The organism is Streptomyces sp. NPDC007971 (assembly GCF_042958635.1).
Lineage (GTDB): Bacteria > Actinomycetota > Actinomycetes > Streptomycetales > Streptomycetaceae > Streptomyces.
Genome location: NZ_JBIBJK010000003.1, coordinates 308,314 through 327,241, shown reverse-complemented (window position 1 = coordinate 327,241; position 18,928 = coordinate 308,314). Strand labels below are relative to the sequence as shown.

The window sequence follows — 18,928 nt, the reverse complement described above, 5'->3', positions numbered from 1 at the left end:
ATCCCCACCCGTGGGGAACACGGGCCTGGGCTTTCGCCATGCGTGACCACGGTCCGAGGGCGCAGTCCCCGCGGCCCGGGGGTACGCATCAGCTCCCCATCAGGCTCGCGTCAGGCGGTCCTGTCAGTCTCTTTCACCTGACCGGCACGGCGACAACCTCGGGCCGGGAACGAGGAGAGGTGCCCGGAGCGGTTGATCGGGGACCGACGAGCAAGTCTCGAGGTCGGGCTCCCTTGGGAGCCCACGCAGGTTCGAATCCTGCCCTCTCCGCCAGTCCGATCCGGTCCGTGGATCCGATCGGGTAGTGCGGTACGGCACCGGCGCCCGGGCGAGGCAGGATTCGGTTCCGGGGCCTGCTGACTGCACTCATGCGAGCCATCGTCACCAACCGCTACGGCGGCCCGGAAACACTGGAATTCAGGGAAGTCGACGACCCCAGGGTCGCCCCGGACTCGGTACTCGTCCGGGTGCGGGCGGCGGCGGTGAATCCGGTCGACTGGAAGATCGTCGCCGGGTACCTCGACGCGGTCTTGTACGTCCACTTCCCGCTCGTTCCCGGCTGGGACGTCGCAGGTGTCGTCGAGGCCGTCGGCATGGACGCCCCGGAGTTCTCCGTCGGTGACGAGGTCTTCGGCTACGTCCGCAAGGACGAGGTGCAGCACGGCACCTACGCCGAGCTCGTCGACGCCCCCGTACGCGCGCTGGCACGCAAGCCCGCCTCGCTCAGCTGGACGCAGGCGGCCGGCGTGCCGCTGGCGGGGCTGACCGCCCTGCCGTCGCTGCGCCGGGTGGACGTCGGTGCGGGTGACACGGTCCTGGTGCATGCGGCGGCCGGCGGTGTCGGCGCCTTCGCCGTGCAGATCGCGGTGGCCGGGGGCGCCCGGGTCATCGGGACCGCCAGCGAGCGCAACCACGACTTCCTGCGTTCCCTCGGCACCGAACCCGTGACCTACGGTGACGGCCTGGCCGACCGGGTGCGTCAGATCGCGGCCGAGGGTGTCGACGCCGCCTTGGACTACGTGGGCGGTGACGCGGTCGCGATCTCCAGGGAACTGTTGAAGGACTCCTCCCGGGTCGCGTCGATCGTCGACCGCGGTGTGACGCAGCACGGTGGGCATCACGTCTGGGCCCGGCCCGACAGTGCGGGCCTCGCGGAACTCGCCGGCCTCGCCGATGCGGGCAGGCTCTCGGTCCATGTCGACCGCGTACTGCCCCTGGACCAGGCGGCGGAGGCCTTTCGCCTCAGCGAGAGCGGGCACACCCGCGGCAAAGTGGTGCTTGAGGTGAGCTGATCCGGGGGCGAGTGCTCCGCTGTGGGCCGCCTCTCCTCTCTGGCAGGCTCCCGTGCCTGCCTTCGTCGTCCAGCCACGGGGCGTCGCCGGCACGGGTTGATGGGCCCTGCCGCCCTGGTGTTGCGGACACCACGGCGCCGGGGACAAGTTCCGGCTCGGCAGCACACGGGACAACGGTGTCCTGCTGCTGGCGCGCACGACCTCGTACAGACCTCAGGCCTCACGGGCGGCTGAGTCGACACCGAGCCTGTGCCGGCGGAGCCGTCCGGGTCGGAGACGATCCCGTCCAGGGTGGCGAACTCGATGAAGATGACAGTCACGACGGGTTCCTTTCGGTGCGACGCTCACCGGTACGTACCGGCGGCACCGAGGGGCCTCGTCACTCCTGGCGGAATTCGTCTCCGGGAATGCGGCGTGGCAGGTCGAAGGCGTCGAGGACGCGCGGATCGGTGAACACGATGTTGTGCGAGACGCGGTCTGCGGTGACGGTGAAGACCTGCAGGCTGTGCGGCTGATGCCCGCCGCCGGGCTCCGGCGCGTACGCGGCGAGGGCCGGCTGGCAGTTGGCGGTGAGCGGCCGCACGAGCCAGCCCGTGCCGCGCATCCGGAACACACGCTCCATGAACAGGCCGTAGTGGTCCCGTCCCCGGTACCACAGCGGGACCGGCGGCATCTCCATCACCGCGTCCTCGGCCAGCAGCCGCACCAGTGCAGGCACATCGGCCGCCTCGAAGGCCCGCATGTACCGCTCGACCACCGCGCGCACCTCCGGGTCGCCCGGCTCAGGTACGTCTGCGGCATCGCCCGCGCCGGCGACGGCGGCACGGGCCCGCTGCAGGGCGCTGTTGACCGCCGCGACGGTCGTCCCCAGCTGCTCGGCGACCTCGGCGGCGGAGAACGCCAGTACCTCGCGCAGCACGAGCACCGCACGCTGCCGCGCGGGCAGCAACTGCACCGCCGCGACCCACGCGAGCCGTAGGTCGGCCCGCGCCTCCACGTCGTACCGGGCGTCGGGGAACGGCTCCAGCCAGGGGACGTCGAGTGCCGGCGTGAGCAGTGCCCCGGGATCCTCGCTCGGCGCGCCCAGCCCCGACGGCAGCGGACGCCGCTCGCGCCCGTCCAGCGCGGTCAGGCACACGTTGGCCGCGATGCGGTACAGCCACGTCCGCACCGACGCCCGGGCCGGGTCGTACCGGTCATGGGCCTTCCAGGCGCGCAGCAGCGTCTCCTGCACCAGATCCTCGGCCTCGCTGAACGAGCCGAGCATCCGGTAGCAGAACGCCACCAACTCGCCCCGGTACGACTCGAAGTCCACCGCGTCATCATGCCATTCCCGGGCGGCGCGCCCTTGGCCGTCCCGATCATCGACGTTCGTAGGGGCCGGCCGCCCGTGGACCGACCGCCGGCCACCTGCGGACTTCAGAACCTTCAGCGCCTCAATGCTCCAATCGGCTCAAACAGTGCCGCGCCATCGCGACCCGGTTCGACAAGCTCGCCACCCGCTACCGCGCGGCCTGCACGTCGCCCCGCGCGTCCTCTGGCTCCGTGGACCAACGACATGACCATGTGTCGGACGCGGCCTGGCGGCAATCAGGAGGTGTCTGCGGTCGGGGAATCCGGCTCGTCGTCGTCCTTGGCCTTGTCCCGGACATCTCGCGGTGTGGGTGCGGTGATGTTCCGCTGTTCCGCGGACCGTTGCCGCGTCTCGTCGTCGACCGGAGAGGTATCGCTGTTGTCGGGGGTCTTCATGGGATTCTCCCTGCTGAGAGGTCCTATGCCTTGTGCTGCTGTGCGCGGCGCGCAGGGTTGCCCTGTTCCGCCGTCTTCGGGTCCTTCTCGCCGGACTGCGCTCGTGCAGGACTTCACCGCGAAGCCGCGCGGGTCACGCCAGGTGTCCGGGCTGCCTCGTTCCCTCGCCACGGTGGAGAACCGGATGACCAGGTCGGTGCGCGTGCGCGGCTGGAACACGGCCGCCTTGGTGTAGCGGCTCACGTCGTGGGTCACTTCGAAGGAGCCGAAGGCGCCGCTTCCTTTCGCATGCGGCTGGCGCTCGGGAATTCGCTCCCGGTTGAAGTGCGGCATCTGCTCGATCAGAGAGGCGTCCTGCAAGAGGACGGGTCCCCCGGGTCCAACGGTCAGCGAGTGTTCATCGCTCTTCACCAGAACACCTGAGTCGGTTGTGGTGGGGATGTGGGTCTCCGTCGTGACACTCCTCCTGTCGTCGGACGTCGCAGTCGGCCCCTTTCGGGACCCACAAGGCGCGTGACCCCGGGCATCCGCGTCAAACGTCCTCTGGACAACGGATCCGCGGGAGACGTACCGCCCTCGACCTGTCCGGCCCGGGCACGCCCCGACGGACCTGGGCAGCCTCCCGCCGAAATTCTTTACTCACCTTGGAATGTTCGAAGCGAAAGGGGTACCCGGTGCGACATCGATCAGAAATCGGAAAGGAGGTCGGTCCGATGTCCACCGGCACGCTTCTGGCGATCGTCGTTCCCATCGCGGTGGTCGTCGTACTGATCGCCATGGCCCTGGTTCTCTTCCGACGACGCAGGGCTCTGCGCGAACGGTTCGGCCCGGAGTACGAACGGACGGTCGACGACGCGGACAGCCGATTCGCCGCCGAGCGCGAGCTCAGCACGCGCGAGAAACGCCATGACAAGCTCGACATCAAACCGCTGCCCGACGAACTCCGGGAGCGCTACGGCCGCGACTGGGACGACGTGCAGCACGAGTTCGTCGACCGGCCCGAGGACGCCGTGCACGACGCGGACCGGCTGGTGACCTCGCTGATGCAGGCACGCGGCTACCCCACCGGCAGCTACGACCAGCAGCTCAAGGACCTCTCCGTGGAACACGGCCGCACCCTTGAGCACTACCGGGCCGCTCACGAGATCGACGCGCTGAGCACAAGCCACAAGGCCACCACCGAACAGCTGCGCGGCGCCATGGTGCACTACCGGGCGCTGTTCGACGAACTCCTCCTCGACGGCGGTCAGACCCGCCATGCCACGGCCTGACCCCCGAGCGGACAGGAGCCGACGGACACGGAGTCGACATGCGACGCAACGACACACGGCACACCGCTGACACCGGGCCGTCCACCGAGGACCTCGTGCGGCCTCGCGAGACCGACACCGGACCGGACAGCACTTCGGCGCCCCGGGTCTACCCCGGCGAGAGCGACGAGCGAGCCGACGTGAACGACATCGGGGCCAACGACACGGATGCCCGAACGCCGGAAGCACGGGCCGGGGACGCGGACGAGATGCCGCAACTGCTGACGCCCCAGGACGAGGAGGACTTCCGCAAACGCTGGGATAAGATCCAGACCGCCTTCGTCGACGACCCCCGCAACGCCGTGCAGGACGCGGACAGCCTGGTCGCCAACCTCATGCAGACACTTGCCACGACGTTCGCCGAGCACAAGAAAGAGCTCGAAGACCAGTGGAGTCGAGGCGGACACGCCGACACCGAAGCCCTGCGTACGGCCCTCCGCCACTACCGCTCGTTCTTCAACCGCCTGCTGACCACCTGAAAAGCCCCGATGGCCGTCCCGACAGCAGGGAACCCAGCGGGCCACCGTCATACCACAACCATCAGCCGCCGCCCGACACTTCGGCCGGCGAGAGAGGAGACGGCCATGATCGCCCTCGGCGTCATCCTGCTCATCCTCGGATTCGTCTTCAACATCGGCATCCTGTGGACGATCGGGATCATTCTGCTCGTGATCGGGCTCGTCCTGTTCCTCCTCGGCTCGGTCGGCCACGCCGTCGGCGGCCGACGCCACTACTGGTAACCCGCACGCGGGTCGGACCAGCCGGTCCAACGCACTGGGCGCGCCGGGTACCCGGCGCGCCCAGTACAGCCGCCATGTTCCGTCCGGGAGGCGTGGCGCCCGGCTTCGGGTACTTCATTCCCTCCCCGGCAGACGGCCGCTCCTGCGACGGCGTGATCCGGTGATCCGGTGATGCGATGTCAGTGGTGCTGGGTCATGTGAGAGAGGGCCTGGGTGGCGCTGTCGCGGGCGAAGGCGCTGTTGATGCCTTCCGCGGCCCCTTCGGCTGCTGCGACGGAGCGGGGCTGCAGAACGGCTTCGTAGGCGTGGATGGCGTCCTCGATGGCGGGGCCCTCGATGAGGGCGTGGGCGAGGTCGGCACCGTCGAGCATGGCGAGGTTGGCGCCCATGCCGGAGAAGGGGGACATGAGGTGGGCCGCGTCGCCGAGGAGCGTGACGCCGGGGGTGTGGGCCCAGGTGTAAGGGACGGGCAGGGCGTCCAGGGGCCGGTTGGTGCAGCCGGTGTCGGTGTGGGAGATGAAGTCGAGCAGGTCGGGGCTCCAACCGGCGAACTTCTTGAGGAGGGTCTCGCGACCGACACCGCGACCGGCACTGACGCGAAGGCGCTTGGGGGCGCCGTGAACGCAAGAAGGCCGCCACCCGCCGGGCTCCGGCCGACTCCGCTCTGCGTCTCTGCCTGGAGCGTGCATACGAGCAGGTCTGCGAGCACCAGCACCATCCGTCACGCCAGATGCAGTTGCGCTGCTGGGCGGCCGGACGCAGAAAGCGCCGGCCCACCGCACTGATGGGCCGACACTGTCCGGCGGGTGAGCTCCCCGAACGCGCTCAGCGGCACAGGGTGCGCAGGGCGGTGAGGCAGTCCGCGGCCCTGCGCTGCGGGTCGGTGTCGGTGCTGGCCCAGGCAATCCGGGCGTCCGGTCGGATCAGAACGGCGGTGACGTCCCGCCAGATCCGATCCGACGCTTCGGTGTCGACGATGACTGTCCGCCGTTCCAGACCGCCCGCGGAACACGGCGTCGGCGTCCCGCCGAGGTCCAGCAGCAGCGGCCGGCCGCGGTGCATCAACGGGTGGGCGGTGGGCACCTCGGCCGCGTCCAGGGCGAGGCCGGCCAGTCGCGTGCCGTCCAGCGGGTGCGCTCCGGGTGCGGTGTCGGCGGGGAGTGGGTCGTCGAAGCCCGCAATCCTGCGGGCCCACTGGCGGTTGGTCTGCGGTTCGGCCAGCGCGCTGGACCAGACCTCGCGCAGCGCGATCTGCTCGGGGCTCGCCGCGGCGAACAGGGCGAGCTGCGCACGGGTGTTGTCGATGACGGCGCGGGCGGCCGGCCGGCGCTCCGTGTCGTAGCTGTCGAGCAGTCCGTCGGGCGCCCGGCCCTGGAGGGTGGCGGCCAGCTTCCAGCCCAGGTTGGTGGCGTCCTGGATACCGAGGTTCATGCCCTGCCCGCCGGCCGGGAAGAACATGTGTGCCGCGTCCCCGGCCACGAGCACCCGTCCGGCCCGGTACCGCGCGGCCTGGCGGGTGGCGTTGCCGTAACGCGACAGCCATCGGGGGTTACGGATGCCCAGGTCTCGTCCCAGTAGCGCGCGGGTCTGCTCGCGCACCTCCTCCAGAGCCAGCGGTTCACCGGCGCCGTGGTGCATGGTGGCCGTGGAGAGGCCCGCCAGCCGGTGGACGCCGTCGCCGATCGGGGCCGCCAGGAACGAACCGGCCGGCCCGGTGGCGGCGAGCGGCGCGGTGGGCGGGTCGTCGAGCTCGACGTCGGCGAGCCACCCGGTCAGCGTGGTGTCCTGACCGGGGAAGTCGATGCCGGCCGCCTGGCGCACCGCACTGCGGGTGCCGTCGCAGCCCACCACCCAGCGGGCCCGCACGGTCCGGTGGGTGCCGCCGGCCCGGACCACCACCTCGACGGCGTCCGGCCCCTGGGTGAGCGAGACGACCTCCTCCCCGCGCAGCACCCGGGCGCCCACGGCAACCGCGTGCTCCTCCAGGAGTTGTTCGGTGACGGACTGACCGAGCGCGAGCATGAACGGGTGCACCGCTCCGACCGTGGAGAAGTCCAGCCTGGTGGTCGCCGCGCCGAAGTGGCCGGTCGGCACCGGGGTGCCCCGTTCGATGAACCGCTCCGCGAGTCCGCGGGTGGCGAAGGTGTCCAGCGTGCCGGCCTGCATGCCGACCGCGCGCGACCGTCCGTCCGGTGCCGCCCGGCGTTCCACGACGGTCACCTCCACCCCGTGCAGGCGCAGCTCCGCGGCCAGCCAGAGCCCCACCGGGCCGGCCCCGGCGATGAGCACGTCGAGCATGACCATCACTTCCTCTCACTCTTGTCCGTTGGACAAGAGTGAGCATGCCCTAGAATTGTCCATTGGACAACAGGGGTTGGACGACAGGGCGCGGAAGCCGACCGGAGAGGCGCATCGGATGGGTACGACACGGGGCGAGATCGTCGCCGCCACACTGGCAGTCCTCGACGAGCACGGGCTGGACGGCGTGACCATGCGCGCCGTCGCGGCCCGGCTCGGCGTGCAGCACAACACCGTCCGCTGGCACGCCTCCAGCAAGGGCCGCCTGCTCGAACTGGCCTCCGACGAACTCCTCGCGCACTGTCTCGACGAGCCGCTGCCCGAGGCGTTCCCCGACCGGCTCAAGGAACTGAGCCGCCGCTGCCGCACGGCCCTGCTCTCCCACCGCGACGCCGCCAGGATGGTCGCGGGCGTCTTCGCAGCCGAGCCCCACACGCTGCGCTACGCCGACTCCGTGATCGCCACCCTGCTGGCGGCCGGCCACTCGCCGCGCACGGCCGCGTGGACCCACTGGACGATCTTCTACCTGACCCTGGGCCACACCCAGGAACAGCAGGCCGCCCAGGAAGCCGCACCGGCCCTCCTCCCGGACCAGGCCATGGCCGACAGCTACCCGGCCCTGGCCGAGGTCCTGCCGTACGTCGGCCCCGACAGCTTCGACCAGCGATTCGAATTCGCCCTCGACCTGATCATCGCCGGCCTTCCCCCGGCCGAGGGACCCCTCGACCCGGGCCATCAGCGGTGATTCGGGTGGCTTTCCGGCCGGTTGACACGGCAACCGCACCCGATGAATCGCCGCAGGTCGAGAAGGGTGCCCCATCCCTACAGGGTTGAGGTGAGTTCGGCTGCAGTGTTCAGCTGCAGTGCCAGAGCATGCTGAGTGCCCGCATCGCATCACGTTCGATGCGCGCCAGTTCGACGAGGACGGAGCCGGCCTGCACGAGATTCTCCGCGTCACCGGTTTCGCCGGCTGTGGCGATGAGTGCGGCCACCTGTGTCCAGAGGGTGGCGGCCTCGGCATACAGGCTGTGGCCGGTGCGCAGGTGGCCGCTGTCGATCAGCTGGGCGCACTCGGCGAGGAAGTCCCGGTAGAGATTGCGGAACAGGGCGCCGCCGGTGCCGGCCTTCTCCACGAGGACGGCGGCCCATGACATCCGTGCAGCACAGAAGCCGCGAGCACCGTCGGCCGACCGGACGCCACGAACCACAAAGCCCCCGTCGCAGGTGACCTTCGCTGCCGCAAGGTCGATACTGCCCATAGACGGGACAGGCGGCCCCCTGGATCGGGGGGCCGCCAACACCTGACGCCCCGTCACCGGAGTCGGCATTGAGTCAGCAGGAGACCCGTCACAACCCGCCGCGAACCGCAGCACGCCACCAGGATCGAATACCGCTCACGCCACCGGTGACCTGCGAAGACGCAGGTCCAGAGCCCCAGTGCTAAGCTCGTGAGGAGACAGCCATGAAGATGCTGATCAACGTCCCGGAGACCGTGGTGGCGGATGCCCTGCGGGGTCTGGCGGCAGCTCATCCGGACCTGACCGTGGACGTGGAGAACCGGGTGATCGTGCGCCGGGACGCCCCGGTGGCCGGACAGGTCGCGCTCGTCTCGGGTGGCGGATCGGGGCACGAACCGCTCCACGGCGGATTCGTCGGCCCGGGGATGCTCTCGGCGGCCTGTCCCGGAGAGGTGTTCACCTCGCCGGTGCCGGACCAGATGGCGCGGGCCGCGGCCGCCGTCGACAGCGGGGCCGGCGTGCTGTTCGTCGTGAAGAACTACACCGGCGACGTGCTCAACTTCGACATGGCCGCCGAACTGGCCGAGGACGAGGGCATCCAGGTCGCGAAGGTACTGGTCAACGACGACGTGGCGGTCACCGACAGCCTGTACACGGCCGGGCGCCGCGGCACCGGTGCGACGCTGTTCGTGGAGAAGATCGCGGGGGCCGCCGCGGCCGAGGGCCAGCCGCTGGAGCGGGTGGAGGCCGTCGGGCGCCAGGTGAACGAGAACTCCCGCAGCTTCGGCGTCGCCCTGAGCGCCGTCACCACCCCGGCCAAGGGCAGCCCGACCTTCGATCTGCCCTCCGGCGAGCTGGAGTTGGGAATCGGCATCCACGGCGAGCCGGGCCGGGAGCGGCGGGCGATGATGACCTCCGGGGAGATCGCCGACTTCGCGGTGCACGCCATCCTGGAGGACATGCCCCCGCGCAACCCCGTGCTCGTCCTGGTCAACGGCATGGGCGCCACTCCCCTGCTGGAGCTGTACGGCTTCAACGCCGAGGTGCAGCGGGTGCTCACCGAGCGGGGCGTGGCCGTGGCCCGCACCCTCGTCGGCAACTACGTGACCTCCCTCGACATGGCGGGCGCCTCGGTCACACTGTGCCAGGCCGACGAGGAACTGCTGCGGTTGTGGGACGCCCCGGTGAAGACCCCGGCGCTGCGCTGGGGGATGTGATAGGGCGGACGAAGCGGCCAACATCCCTACCACGCAAGGAGATCCAGTGCTCGACGCCGATTTCTTCCGCCGTTGGATGACGGCGGCCGCCGCGTCCGTGGACCGGGAGGCGGAGCGGCTCACCGCCCTCGACTCGGCCATCGGGGACGCCGACCACGGCAGTAACATGCAGCGCGGTTTCGCCGCCGTGGTGACCGCCCTGGAAGCGGAGGCGACGGACACACCGAGCGCCGTACTGACCGCGGCCGGGCGCGTGCTGATCTCGACCGTCGGCGGAGCGTCCGGGCCGCTGTACGGCACGCTGCTGCGCCGGGCCGGCAAGGCGCTCGGGGATGCCACCGAGATCAGCGAGAAGCAGCTGGCCGAGGCGTTGCGGGCGGGCGTGGACGGGGTGATGGCGCTGGGCGGGGCGGCACCCGGCGACAAGACCATGGTCGACGCCCTGCTCCCGGCCGTGGACGCGCTCGGTGACGGCTTCGCCGCCGCGCGCGTCGCCGCCGAGGAGGGCGCGGTGGCCACCACCCCCCTGCAGGCGCGCAAGGGCCGGGCCAGCTACCTCGGCGAGCGCAGCATCGGTCATCAGGATCCGGGGGCCACGTCCTCGGCCCTGCTGGTCGCCGCGCTCGAAGAAGCGGCTGCGGGGGCCCGAGGTGAGTAAGGCGAAGCCGGTCGGCATCGTGCTGGTGTCGCACAGCGCGGAGGTCGCTGCTTCGGTGGCCGAGCTGGCGAAGGGGCTGGCCGGCGGAGCCGAGGGGGTGCCGGTCGCCTCGGCGGGCGGCACCGAGGGCGGTGGGCTCGGTACCAGCGCCGAGCTGATCTCGGCGGCGGCGGCCTCGGTGGACCGGGGCGCGGGGGTGGCACTGCTCACCGACCTCGGCAGCGCGGTGCTCACCGTGAAGGCGTTGATCGCCGAGGGTGACGAACTCCCGGACGGCGCACGGCTGGTGGACGCGCCGTTCGTCGAGGGTGCGGTGGCCGCCGTCGTCACGGCGGTCACGGGCGCGGACCTGGACGCGGTAGAGGCGGCGGCCGTGGAGGCGTACAGCTACCGGAAGGTGTAAGACCGCCGCCTGAGTCGGTCTCGCCTCCGGCTGCCTGCGCCCCTCTCCCCCTCGGCCCGGTGGGCAGCCGGGAGGGGTGACGGGCGGGGGACGGTGAAACAGTGGGGAGACGGTGTCCGTCCCGGTCTCAGCGGCGCCCGAGGAAGAGCCGGGCCAGCCGCTCCCCCTCCCTCTCCGCCGCCTTGCGGTCCTCGATGGGCCTGACCCGTGCGTGCTTGAAGACGATGTACGTGACGCCGGAGGCCGCTCCGCCGAGCCGCGGATCGCACCGGATGCCGAGTCCGCGTGCGGTGGCGTAGGAGGCCTCGCCGATGAGATCGCGGGGGCCGATGTCGCCGACGACCGCGTACTGGACCCGGCCCTTGTAGATCACGGCGGCCACGGAGCCGCCGCCGATGCCCTGCGCCCGGGGGTTCCAGCGGCCGCTGGGTGCGGGGATCACGATGTAGGGCAGGTGCTCGGCGCTCAGGTGACGTCCGTCGGACTGCTGGTAGGCGGTGGCGGCCGTGAAGTACGGGTCGGCGCGGCGGTTGCAGCGGGCGGTGGGCCGTCCGTCGCAGTCGACGTCCAGGTCGGCCTTCCAGAACACCGCGTCGGGGGTGCCGCAGACGCGGACGTCCGCGGCGGCACCGTCGTCGGGGCGGTACCGGCCCCGTGAGACCTTTGCACAGGTACGCATACGGTCGAGCAGGTCAGCGGCTGTCACCAGATTCTTGGCGTGGGCGACGGGCATCGGAGGGGACGGGACGGCGGCGGCCGAAAGCGTCGTCGGGGCGAGCAGGGCGGCGCTGGCCGTGGCCAGCGTGAGCGACTGAACACGCACTCTGGGGGACCCTCTCCTCGGGGACGTTGCGGACACCATGCCCAATCTGGTACGGGCGTGCGGGTACGGCCCACCCCGATGGGGCCGGATGGAGCATGGTCCTGACGCCCCGTGAGAGGACGACAGGGGCCGGGGGCCTGAGCCGGCGTCGGCCCAGGTCCCCCGGCCGCCCGTGTCGGCGCGGTTCCGGCGACGACAGCGTTTCCGCGCCTCGGGCTGGAACTCCCCAGGATCCCCTGGGAGTTCGGCCACAGGGAGACTTCAGCATACGTAACTCCCGCCGACGGTCGCCCATACGACCCCCTTGCTGAGGCCGCACCACCCGGGCCATATTGGTCCGGACCTTTGTCGTGATGCCGTCCCCGGGGAGGCAGAGACGTGCGACGCGTTCTCCTTCCGCCCGCGCTGGTCTGCGCGGCGCTGATGCTGGTCGCGTCCTGCGGCCGGAGCGGTGCGGCCGACCGTGACGAGGGCCGGGCGCCGGGGGCTCCGACGGGCGTCACCGCGGCGGCCGGGAGTGCCACGACCGTGCATGTGATGTGGAACACGGTGCCGGACGGGCCCCGGGTCCGCACCTATGAGGTGTATCGCGGCTCTACGAAGGTCACGGAAGTACCGGGCTCGCTGCACATGGTGGACGTCACCAGGCTCAGGCCGTCCACCGTGTATGGCTTCACCGTGCGGGCCCGGGACACGGACGGTCGCCTCGGGCCGCCGAGCCGCGAGGTGCGGGCGCGGACGCCCGCCATGGTGGCGGCCGACCGCTCGGCCCCGGCCCGCCCGCGCAAGCCGGCCGGGCGGGCGGTCGGCAGCCGGGCGGTGCAGCTGTCCTGGGCCGCCTCCCGCGACGACCGCGGCGTGGTGTCGTACGACGTCTACCAGGGCGGTGCGAAGATCCACAGCGTCGGCGGGGACCAGACCGCGACCGTGGTCACCGGGCTGCGCCCCGGCACCCGGTACGTCTTCACCGTGCGGGCGCGGGACGCCGCCGACAACCTCTCGCCCGCGAGCGCGCCCGTCCGCCTCACCACGCCGGGCTCCGACGACGGCCGTGACACCGCGCCGACCGGTTTCACGGCGGCGACCCACCGGTCGGCCGGGGCGTACTACCTCGATCTGTCCTGGGATCCGCCGCGCGTGGACGGGCTGATCACGGAGTACCAGATCCAGCTCGACGGCGCCGCGGCCACCTCCCTGGTGTGGGGCGGCGACCCCCCGCACGGCCGGGCCCGCTACAGCTTCTGGGTCGGGCAGGACGCGGGGGCCGAGCACCGGGTGCGGCTGCGGGCACGGCTGCCGGACGGGACCTGGGGCGGGTTCTCGGAGGAGCGGACCGTGACCACGGGGGCGACGGCCTGACGGACGCCATCGCGGCAGCGGGGGCGACGGGCTGACGGACGCCATCAGGGCAACGGCCGCCGATGGCAAGCCGGCCTGCACCGGACGGAGGAATCCGTCACCTGGCCGGCTGCATACCGGGTGCGGCCGGGGCCGGGGGCGCTTTTGCTGCATCTGAGGCAGCACGGACGTTTCCCTACCCTCGGCGGCGCATGGGACGTACCGCCAACCGTGCCGCCGGAGGCCAGCCAATGCGAAACTCTCGACTCATCCTCCGCTCCGGCCTGACCCTGGCGGCTGCCGCCGCGCTACCGGCCTCACTGGCCGGGCCGTCCGCCGCGGCCTCGGGAATCTCCGTGAGCACCACCGGGTCCACGGTCTCGGTCGTCACCAGCTCATGCTCACTGAACAACGGCAGCTGGGGCAACGCCTCGCTCCTCGGCAGCCGCCAGGCGAACTTCTCCCAGGGCCGGCAGACGGCTCTGTCGGGCACGACCATCAGCCAGTCGGCAGCCTGGTCGGGAGTGAGCCCGGGGACGTACACGGTGGTCGTGGTCTGCTCCAACGGCTCCACCGCCGGTTCCCAGTCGGTCATCGTCTCCGCGGGCTCCGCGGTCACCGCGCCCCGCGTCCCGACGACCTCCTCGACGTCCAAGTCCGCGCCCTCGCGCGGTGTGATGGGCGGCGTGGGCGGCGCGGCCCGGGACTACGGCCCGCTCACCCTGGGCGTCGGGGCGGCTCTGGTGGGCTCGGGCGTCGTCGCCACGGCCTGGTTCCTGCGCCGCCGCTCGAAGCCGTACCGGCTCTGAGCGGACCGCGGTCCTCAGCCGGGCGTGCCGTTCGCCGGCTCCGACTCCGGTCCCCGCTCCGGTTCCGGCATCGGTTCCGGCTTCGGTTCCGGGTCGAGGTGCGGCTCCGCTTCCGTGCCCGGATCCGGTTCCGCGCCCGGCCCTGATTCCCCTGCTTCGCCGGGCAGTTCGGCGAACTCCTTCAGGGCGTGGGTGAGCCACTGGGTCCAGAAGGTCTCCAGATCGATGCCCGCCCGCAGGACCAGATGGCGCAGCCGGTCCTGCGGAGCGTCCCGGTCCGGCGGGAAGTCACGCCGCTCGATCTCCTCGTACGTGGCCAACTGCCGCTGGTGCAGCTCCAGATGGCGGCGCAGGTCGGTCTCCAGACCCGCCGTGCCGACCACCGCGGCGGCGCGCAGCCGCAGCAGCAGGACGTCCCGCTGCGGTTTGGGGGCCTGGGCGGCGGCGGTCCAGCGGGCGAGTTCGGCACGGCCCGCGGGCAGGACCTCGTAGCTCTTGCGCTGCCCGCGGGCCGGCTGCTCGGCCGGCAGAGCGCGGATGAAGCCCTCGCCCTCCAGCTTCCCCAGCTCGCGGTAGATCTGCTGGTGCGTCGCGGACCAGAAGTAGCCGATCGACTTGTCGAACCGGCGGGTCAACTCCAGGCCCGACGACGGCTTCTCCAGCAGGGCGGTGAGGATGGCGTGCGGGAGTGACATGAACTCATCCTAGGGACGCGGCCATGGCCCCTTACAGTGCCGCGGCCAGCTCGGTGCCCTGCTTGATGGCCCGCTTGGCGTCCAGCTCGGCCGCGATGTCGGCGCCGCCGATCAGGTGGGCGCTGTGCCCGGCGGCGATCAGCTCCTCGTACAGGTCGCGGCGCGGCTCCTGGCCGGTGCACAGCACAACGGTGTCCACCTCCAGGACCGTGCTCTCCTCGCCGACGGTGATGTGCAGACCCGCGTCGTCGATCCGGTCGTAGCGCACGCCCGGGACCATGGTCACACCGCGGTGCTTCAGCTCGGTGCGATGGATCCAGCCGGTGGTCTTGCCGAGTCCGGCACCGACCTTGGTGGTCTTGCGCTGGAGCAGGTGGACCGTGCGCGGCGGGGCCGGCCGCTGCGGGGCGGCGAGGCCGCCCGGTGCGGCGTAGTCCATGTCGACACCCCAGTTGCGGAAGTACGTCTGCGGGTCCTCGCTCGCCTTGTCGCCGCCGTCGGTGAGGTACTCGGCGACGTCGAAGCCGATGCCGCCGGCGCCGAGGATGGCGACGCGGTCGCCGACGGGGGCGCCGTCGCGCAGGACGTCGAGGTAGCCGAGGACGCGCGGGTGGTCGGCGCCGGGGATGTCGGGGGTGCGCGGGGTGACACCGGTGGCGACGACGACCTCGTCGTGGCCGTCCAGGTCGGCGGCGGTGACCCAGGTGCCGAGGCGCACGTCCACGCCGTGCTCGTCGAGCTGGTGGCGGAAGTAGCGCAGGGTCTCGTCGAACTCCTGCTTGCCGGGGACCTTGCGGGCCACGTTCAGCTGGCCGCCGATCTCGCTCGCGGCGTCGAACAGGGTGACCTGGTGACCGCGCTCGGCGGCGGTGACCGCGCAGGCCAGCCCCGCCGGTCCGGCGCCGACGACGGCGACGCGCTTCTTGAGCCGGGTCGGGGAGAGCACCAGTTCCGTCTCGTGGCAGGCGCGCGGGTTGACCAGGCAGGAGGTGATCTGCCCGCTGAAGGTGTGGTCGAGGCAGGCCTGGTTGCAGCCGATGCAGGTGTTGATGGCCTCGGGCCGGCCGGCGGCGGCCTTGGCGACGAAGTCGGGGTCGGCGAGCATCGGGCGGGCCATGGACACCATGTCCGCGTGCCCGTCTGCGAGCAGCTGCTCGGCCAGCTCGGGGGTGTTGATGCGGTTGGTGGTCACCAGCGGCACGGACACCTCGCCCATGAGCTTCTCGGTGACCCAGGAGTAGGCGCCGCGCGGCACGGAGGTGGCGATGGTGGGGATACGGGCCTCGTGCCAGCCGATGCCGGTGTTGATGATCGTCGCCCCGGCGGCCTCGACGGCCTTGGCGAGGGTGACGACCTCCGTCAGGGAGGAGCCGCCCGGGACCAGGTCCAGCATGGAGAGGCGGTAGACGATGATGAAGTCCTCGCCGACGGCCTCGCGCACCCGCCGGACGATCTCCACGGGGAAGCGCATCCGGTTCTCGTACGACCCGCCCCAGCGGTCCTGGCGCCGGTTGGTCTGCGCGGCGATGAACTCGTTGATGAGGTAGCCCTCGGAGCCCATGATCTCGACGCCGTCGTAGCCGGCCTGCCGGGCGAGGCGGGCGGCGCGGACGTAGTCGTCGATGGTCCGCTCGACGTCGGCGTCGGTGAGTTCGCGGGGCACGAAGGGGCTGATCGGGGCCTGCAGGGCGCTCGGGGCGACCAGGTCCTGGTGGTAGGCGTACCGGCCGAAGTGCAGGATCTGCATCGCGATCCTGCCGCCCTCGCGGTGCACGGCCTCGGTGACGACCCGGTGCTGCTCGGCCTCCGCCTCGGTGGTGAGCCTGGCGCCGCCCTCGTACGGCCGGCCCTCGTCGTTGGGCGCTATGCCGCCGGTGACGATGAGCCCCACTCCGCCGCGCGCCCGGGCCGCGTAGAACGCCGCCATCCGCTCGAACCCTCGCTCGGCCTCTTCCAGGCCGACGTGCATGGAGCCCATCAGGACGCGGTTGGGCAGCGTGGTGAAGCCCAGGTCGAGCGGGGACATCAGGTGCGGGTATCGACTCATCGGGCCCTCCGAGCGCTGTGTGTTCGTCTCTGTTGTAGAGGACCGCGAACTCGTTGTGCAACTAGTTGCATAAACCCGTCGGGGTGAACCCGATCACTCTGTAACTACCAGTATGTACACTGACGGCGAACCGCAGGACCGCTCCGGAACCGCAGGATCTAGCACAGGGGGACTCCGCCATGCCTTTCGTCCGCATCGACGCGCTGGGCGCCGACAGCGAACGCCTCGACGCTCTCGGCCGAGCCGTACAGGACGCCCTGACGGAGACGATCGGGGTCCCGCCCGATGACCGCTTCCAGGTCCTGGTGGGGCACGACGGCACCGGCAGCACCCTGCGCCACGGCGACTACCTGGGCGTGCACCGGGACGACGGGATCGTCTACGTGGCGATCACCATGCGCGCGGGACGCACGCCGGACCAGAAACGGGCGCTGTACCGGCGCATCGCCGAGCTGGCGCACTCCTACGCGGGCACCGAGCCGCGCAATGTGTTCGTCACCGTCACCGAGAACCAGTCGGTGGACTGGTCGCTCGGCAACGGCGAGGCGCAGTACGCCCCGGCCGGCGGCGAGGCACCGGCGGCCGGGGCGGTGGTGCAGCAGAGGTGACGCGGCCCGGCCGGCGTCACCGGCTTTCGAGCATGACGTGCAGTTCCCTCTCCTGGTCCCCCGAGGCGGAGGAGAGGTTGCGCACGCTGAAGAGGGAGTCCAGCGTCGTGTGGAGGCGGTTGATCGCCCAGTAACTGCCCTGGGCGTCCGCCTCGACGGAGGAGGAGAGCCGGGCGGGCGGCTTGCAGGTGTGGGCGTCGGTGACCTCGAAGGTGCCGAGCCACACCATGGGGCGCGTCTCGTGGAGCTGCTGGGGCACGTCCTCGGCGGTCCGGTCGGATTCGAAGCACTCGCACAGCACGTCGAACACGATGCGGGCGTCTTCCTTGCTGCATCCGCTGATCTCGAGGGAGACGGGCTCCTCGTGCATTCGCTCACGGGCCATCGTGATCGCTCCTCTCATGGCGGTGGCACGTTGTCACGGGTTCCCCGCCACCGCGCCACCTCCCAAGAAAACCACCACTGTGCGGCAGCGCACCACCGGTCGCGCCACCGGTCGTGCCGCGGGGCCGGCCGGGCTCAGCCGCGCGAGAACTTGTACGTCTTGCTGTCCGTGAGCACGCAGAACCCCGGCGACATGACGATCACGCGCAGGATGCCGGTCCGGCGGTCGTAGTCGATGCCCTCCGACTCGAAGCTGCCCGAGCAGGAGCTGCGCAGCGGGAGCCGGCGCAACGCCGTGACATGCCCGGTGACGTCCCCCGAGCCGCTCGGAGCCGCCGACAGGTCGATCTGGAGCAGCGGCTTGGTCATGCCGAACAGGGACCCGTCCGGATCGTCTGAGGAGCACAGAAGCGTCGTCGGGCCGGAGAAGTCGCAGCCCTGGACGTCGCGCACGGCGTGGTCCAGATTCACCTGGGAGACCTGCGGGAGGTTCGCGGAGGGCGAGGTGCTCGGGTTGCTGCCCGGGGCGGGGAAGACCAGCAGGCGGTTCATGGTGCCCCACTCGCCGGCCAGCATCCACTGGCCGTCCGGCGAGATCGCGTCCCAGGAGTTGTTCAGGGCCTCGCCGGGGCCGAGCGTGTGGACGTACTCCGACCAGGCGCCGCCCGGCGCCTGCACGCGGAACATCTTCGAGTTGCCGGAGTCCTGCTGGTAGGGCTCGATGTAGTAGCCGTTGTACGAGGCGTCGGGGTCGCCGACGTGGTTCCAGCCGCGGCTGGAGACGCCGAGCGGGATGGTGCCGATGCCGGTGTACCGGTTGGGGCTGTTCGCCGGGACCTCCACCGAGGTCAGACCCTGGCTCTCGGTCAGCGGTTCGGCACGGTCGGAGCCGGTCTCGGTCCAGGTGTCGGCGGCCGAGGCCGGGACGGGTGCGGCGAGGGACACGACGGCGGTGGTGGCCAGGGTGACGAGTCCGGTGAGGACTGCATGACAACGTTGCCGGGCGGGCGCGGGCATGGCCGACTCCTCGGAACGGGCGGGTGGGGGCACTCGGTCGGCGGACAGTCTGTCCCCGCTCGGTAGTCATGTACAGGCCAATGGAGCAACGTGGGCGTGAATTCTCCCGGTCCCGGGGCCGGGCCCGCGGTCACCGCAGGCGAGGGCCGGTGTCGCGGGTGCCTGGACCATCTGGTGACTTCGGCGGACGCCCGCCGCTGTGTTGAGAGATGGTGGAGATGAACAGCGCGGGCGTCGGAGAGTCGGGTGTGAGCGCGGTAGAACAGGGAGAGTCGGCACGGGGGACGACGTGCCGTTCGGAC

General features: G+C 71.3%; 18 protein-coding genes and 5 pseudogenes. 13 read left to right on the top strand and 10 right to left on the bottom strand.

Features of this window, described 5'->3' with window-relative positions:
- The first annotated feature begins 173 nt into the window (after positions 1–173).
- Together ACFZCP_RS08295 and ACFZCP_RS08290 are read left to right on the top strand one after the other, a co-directional pair.
- Positions 174–273: pseudogene (locus ACFZCP_RS08295) on the top strand.
- 95 nt (positions 274–368) lie between these two features.
- Complete coding sequence (locus ACFZCP_RS08290; protein ID WP_391425205.1) at positions 369–1,292, top strand: zinc-binding dehydrogenase; 924 nt, start codon at positions 369–371, stop codon at positions 1,290–1,292.
- 379 nt (positions 1,293–1,671) lie between these two features.
- Here ACFZCP_RS08290 and ACFZCP_RS08285 read toward each other — a convergent pair whose 3' ends face one another.
- The gene (locus tag ACFZCP_RS08285) at positions 1,672–2,715 is read right to left on the bottom strand and encodes an RNA polymerase subunit sigma-70 (RefSeq protein ID WP_391425508.1); all 1,044 of its coding nucleotides are present in this window, start codon (positions 2,713–2,715) and stop codon (positions 1,672–1,674) included.
- A 14-nt stretch (positions 2,716–2,729) separates the two neighbouring features.
- On the opposite strand from ACFZCP_RS08285, the pseudogene ACFZCP_RS08280 reads away from it, so the two are divergent.
- Positions 2,730–2,854 (top strand): annotated as a pseudogene (locus ACFZCP_RS08280) (IS5/IS1182 family transposase); the annotation flags it as partial.
- A gap of 286 nt (positions 2,855–3,140) precedes the next feature.
- Here the strand turns inward: ACFZCP_RS08280 and ACFZCP_RS08275 are convergent.
- Positions 3,141–3,482, bottom strand: a pseudogene (locus tag ACFZCP_RS08275) (catalase); the annotation flags it as partial.
- Positions 3,483–3,754: 272 nt separating this feature from the next.
- On the opposite strand from ACFZCP_RS08275, the gene ACFZCP_RS08270 reads away from it, so the two are divergent.
- The 3 genes from ACFZCP_RS08270 to ACFZCP_RS08260 all read left to right on the top strand — a co-directional run bounded on the left by ACFZCP_RS08270 (position 3,755) and on the right by ACFZCP_RS08260 (position 5,091).
- Positions 3,755–4,312: a hypothetical protein gene (locus ACFZCP_RS08270; RefSeq protein ID WP_391425203.1), complete on the top strand. Its 558-nt coding sequence runs from the start codon at positions 3,755–3,757 to the stop codon at positions 4,310–4,312.
- A 38-nt stretch (positions 4,313–4,350) separates the two neighbouring features.
- Complete coding sequence (locus ACFZCP_RS08265) at positions 4,351–4,830, top strand: hypothetical protein (protein WP_391425201.1); 480 nt, start codon at positions 4,351–4,353, stop codon at positions 4,828–4,830.
- A gap of 105 nt (positions 4,831–4,935) precedes the next feature.
- Positions 4,936–5,091 (top strand): DUF6131 family protein, encoded by a 156-nt coding sequence (locus ACFZCP_RS08260; RefSeq protein ID WP_362683398.1) that lies wholly within the window; start codon positions 4,936–4,938, stop codon positions 5,089–5,091.
- A gap of 179 nt (positions 5,092–5,270) precedes the next feature.
- On the opposite strand, the gene ACFZCP_RS08255 is transcribed toward ACFZCP_RS08260, so the two are convergent.
- Together ACFZCP_RS08255 and ACFZCP_RS08250 are read right to left on the bottom strand one after the other, a co-directional pair.
- The gene (locus ACFZCP_RS08255) at positions 5,271–5,780 is read right to left on the bottom strand and encodes an FAD-dependent monooxygenase (protein ID WP_391425199.1); all 510 of its coding nucleotides are present in this window, start codon (positions 5,778–5,780) and stop codon (positions 5,271–5,273) included.
- Positions 5,781–5,916: 136 nt separating this feature from the next.
- The gene (locus tag ACFZCP_RS08250) at positions 5,917–7,389 is read right to left on the bottom strand and encodes an FAD-dependent monooxygenase (protein WP_391425197.1); all 1,473 of its coding nucleotides are present in this window, start codon (positions 7,387–7,389) and stop codon (positions 5,917–5,919) included.
- A gap of 118 nt (positions 7,390–7,507) precedes the next feature.
- On the opposite strand from ACFZCP_RS08250, the gene ACFZCP_RS08245 reads away from it, so the two are divergent.
- Positions 7,508–8,134 carry a TetR/AcrR family transcriptional regulator C-terminal domain-containing protein gene (locus tag ACFZCP_RS08245; RefSeq protein WP_391425196.1) on the top strand — a complete coding sequence of 209 codons (627 nt, stop codon included), beginning with the start codon at positions 7,508–7,510 and terminating at the stop codon, positions 8,132–8,134.
- Positions 8,135–8,243: 109 nt separating this feature from the next.
- On the opposite strand, the pseudogene ACFZCP_RS08240 reads toward ACFZCP_RS08245, so the two are convergent.
- A pseudogene (locus ACFZCP_RS08240) lies at positions 8,244–8,534 on the bottom strand (DUF4872 domain-containing protein); the annotation flags it as partial.
- Positions 8,535–8,851: 317 nt separating this feature from the next.
- Here ACFZCP_RS08240 and dhaK point away from each other — a divergent pair.
- The 3 genes from dhaK to ACFZCP_RS08225 are packed head-to-tail and all read left to right on the top strand — an operon-like array spanning position 8,852 to position 10,905.
- The gene (gene dhaK, locus ACFZCP_RS08235) at positions 8,852–9,844 is read left to right on the top strand and encodes a dihydroxyacetone kinase subunit DhaK (protein WP_362683413.1); all 993 of its coding nucleotides are present in this window, start codon (positions 8,852–8,854) and stop codon (positions 9,842–9,844) included.
- Between the two features lie 46 nt (positions 9,845–9,890).
- Positions 9,891–10,502: a dihydroxyacetone kinase subunit DhaL gene (gene dhaL, locus ACFZCP_RS08230; RefSeq protein ID WP_391425193.1), complete on the top strand. Its 612-nt coding sequence runs from the start codon at positions 9,891–9,893 to the stop codon at positions 10,500–10,502.
- Positions 10,495–10,905 carry a PTS-dependent dihydroxyacetone kinase phosphotransferase subunit DhaM gene (locus tag ACFZCP_RS08225; RefSeq protein WP_391425192.1) on the top strand — a complete coding sequence of 137 codons (411 nt, stop codon included), beginning with the start codon at positions 10,495–10,497 and terminating at the stop codon, positions 10,903–10,905. The genes dhaL and ACFZCP_RS08225 overlap by 8 nt, the downstream gene beginning before the upstream one ends.
- A 127-nt stretch (positions 10,906–11,032) precedes the next feature.
- Here the strand turns inward: ACFZCP_RS08225 and ACFZCP_RS08220 are convergent, their stop codons facing one another.
- Complete coding sequence (locus ACFZCP_RS08220) at positions 11,033–11,728, bottom strand: glycoside hydrolase family 75 protein (protein WP_391425190.1); 696 nt, start codon at positions 11,726–11,728, stop codon at positions 11,033–11,035.
- Positions 11,729–12,106: 378 nt separating this feature from the next.
- On the opposite strand from ACFZCP_RS08220, the gene ACFZCP_RS08215 reads away from it, so the two are divergent.
- Entirely contained in the window at positions 12,107–13,087 is a 981-nt protein-coding gene (locus ACFZCP_RS08215; protein ID WP_391425188.1) for a fibronectin type III domain-containing protein, read from the top strand.
- Positions 13,088–13,317: 230 nt separating this feature from the next.
- Positions 13,318–13,875: a hypothetical protein gene (locus ACFZCP_RS08210; protein WP_391425186.1), complete on the top strand. Its 558-nt coding sequence runs from the start codon at positions 13,318–13,320 to the stop codon at positions 13,873–13,875.
- A gap of 158 nt (positions 13,876–14,033) precedes the next feature.
- Here the strand turns inward: ACFZCP_RS08210 and ACFZCP_RS08205 are convergent.
- Positions 14,034–14,570, bottom strand: a pseudogene (locus ACFZCP_RS08205) (PadR family transcriptional regulator); the annotation flags it as partial.
- A 31-nt stretch (positions 14,571–14,601) separates the two neighbouring features.
- A complete protein-coding gene (locus tag ACFZCP_RS08200; protein ID WP_391425183.1) occupies positions 14,602–16,617 on the bottom strand; it encodes an FAD-dependent oxidoreductase in 2,016 nt (671 codons plus the stop codon).
- Between the two features lie 179 nt (positions 16,618–16,796).
- Here ACFZCP_RS08200 and ACFZCP_RS08195 point away from each other — a divergent pair, with 179 nt between their 5' ends.
- Positions 16,797–17,225: a tautomerase family protein gene (locus ACFZCP_RS08195; RefSeq protein ID WP_391425181.1), complete on the top strand. Its 429-nt coding sequence runs from the start codon at positions 16,797–16,799 to the stop codon at positions 17,223–17,225.
- Between the two features lie 16 nt (positions 17,226–17,241).
- Here the strand turns inward: ACFZCP_RS08195 and ACFZCP_RS08190 are convergent, their stop codons facing one another.
- Positions 17,242–17,610: a hypothetical protein gene (locus ACFZCP_RS08190; protein WP_391425179.1), complete on the bottom strand. Its 369-nt coding sequence runs from the start codon at positions 17,608–17,610 to the stop codon at positions 17,242–17,244.
- A gap of 134 nt (positions 17,611–17,744) precedes the next feature.
- Positions 17,745–18,626, bottom strand: coding sequence for a hypothetical protein (locus ACFZCP_RS08185; protein WP_391425177.1), 882 nt, complete (start codon positions 18,624–18,626; stop codon positions 17,745–17,747).
- Positions 18,627–18,928: the final 302 nt, after the last annotated feature.

Coding starts and splice junctions, on each gene's coding strand:
- ACFZCP_RS08290 (WP_391425205.1), top strand. CDS start 369: ATGCGAGCCATCGTCACCAACCGCTACGGCGGCCCGGAAACACTGGAA.
- ACFZCP_RS08270 (WP_391425203.1), top strand. CDS start 3,755: ATGTCCACCGGCACGCTTCTGGCGATCGTCGTTCCCATCGCGGTGGTC.
- ACFZCP_RS08265 (WP_391425201.1), top strand. CDS start 4,351: ATGCGACGCAACGACACACGGCACACCGCTGACACCGGGCCGTCCACC.
- ACFZCP_RS08260 (WP_362683398.1), top strand. CDS start 4,936: ATGATCGCCCTCGGCGTCATCCTGCTCATCCTCGGATTCGTCTTCAAC.
- ACFZCP_RS08255 (WP_391425199.1), bottom strand. CDS start 5,780: ATGCACGCTCCAGGCAGAGACGCAGAGCGGAGTCGGCCGGAGCCCGGC.
- ACFZCP_RS08250 (WP_391425197.1), bottom strand. CDS start 7,389: ATGCTCGACGTGCTCATCGCCGGGGCCGGCCCGGTGGGGCTCTGGCTG.
- ACFZCP_RS08245 (WP_391425196.1), top strand. CDS start 7,508: ATGGGTACGACACGGGGCGAGATCGTCGCCGCCACACTGGCAGTCCTC.
- dhaK (WP_362683413.1), top strand. CDS start 8,852: ATGAAGATGCTGATCAACGTCCCGGAGACCGTGGTGGCGGATGCCCTG.
- ACFZCP_RS08210 (WP_391425186.1), top strand. CDS start 13,318: ATGCGAAACTCTCGACTCATCCTCCGCTCCGGCCTGACCCTGGCGGCT.
- ACFZCP_RS08200 (WP_391425183.1), bottom strand. CDS start 16,617: ATGAGTCGATACCCGCACCTGATGTCCCCGCTCGACCTGGGCTTCACC.
- ACFZCP_RS08195 (WP_391425181.1), top strand. CDS start 16,797: ATGCCTTTCGTCCGCATCGACGCGCTGGGCGCCGACAGCGAACGCCTC.
- ACFZCP_RS08190 (WP_391425179.1), bottom strand. CDS start 17,610: ATGGCCCGTGAGCGAATGCACGAGGAGCCCGTCTCCCTCGAGATCAGC.
- ACFZCP_RS08185 (WP_391425177.1), bottom strand. CDS start 18,626: ATGCCCGCGCCCGCCCGGCAACGTTGTCATGCAGTCCTCACCGGACTC.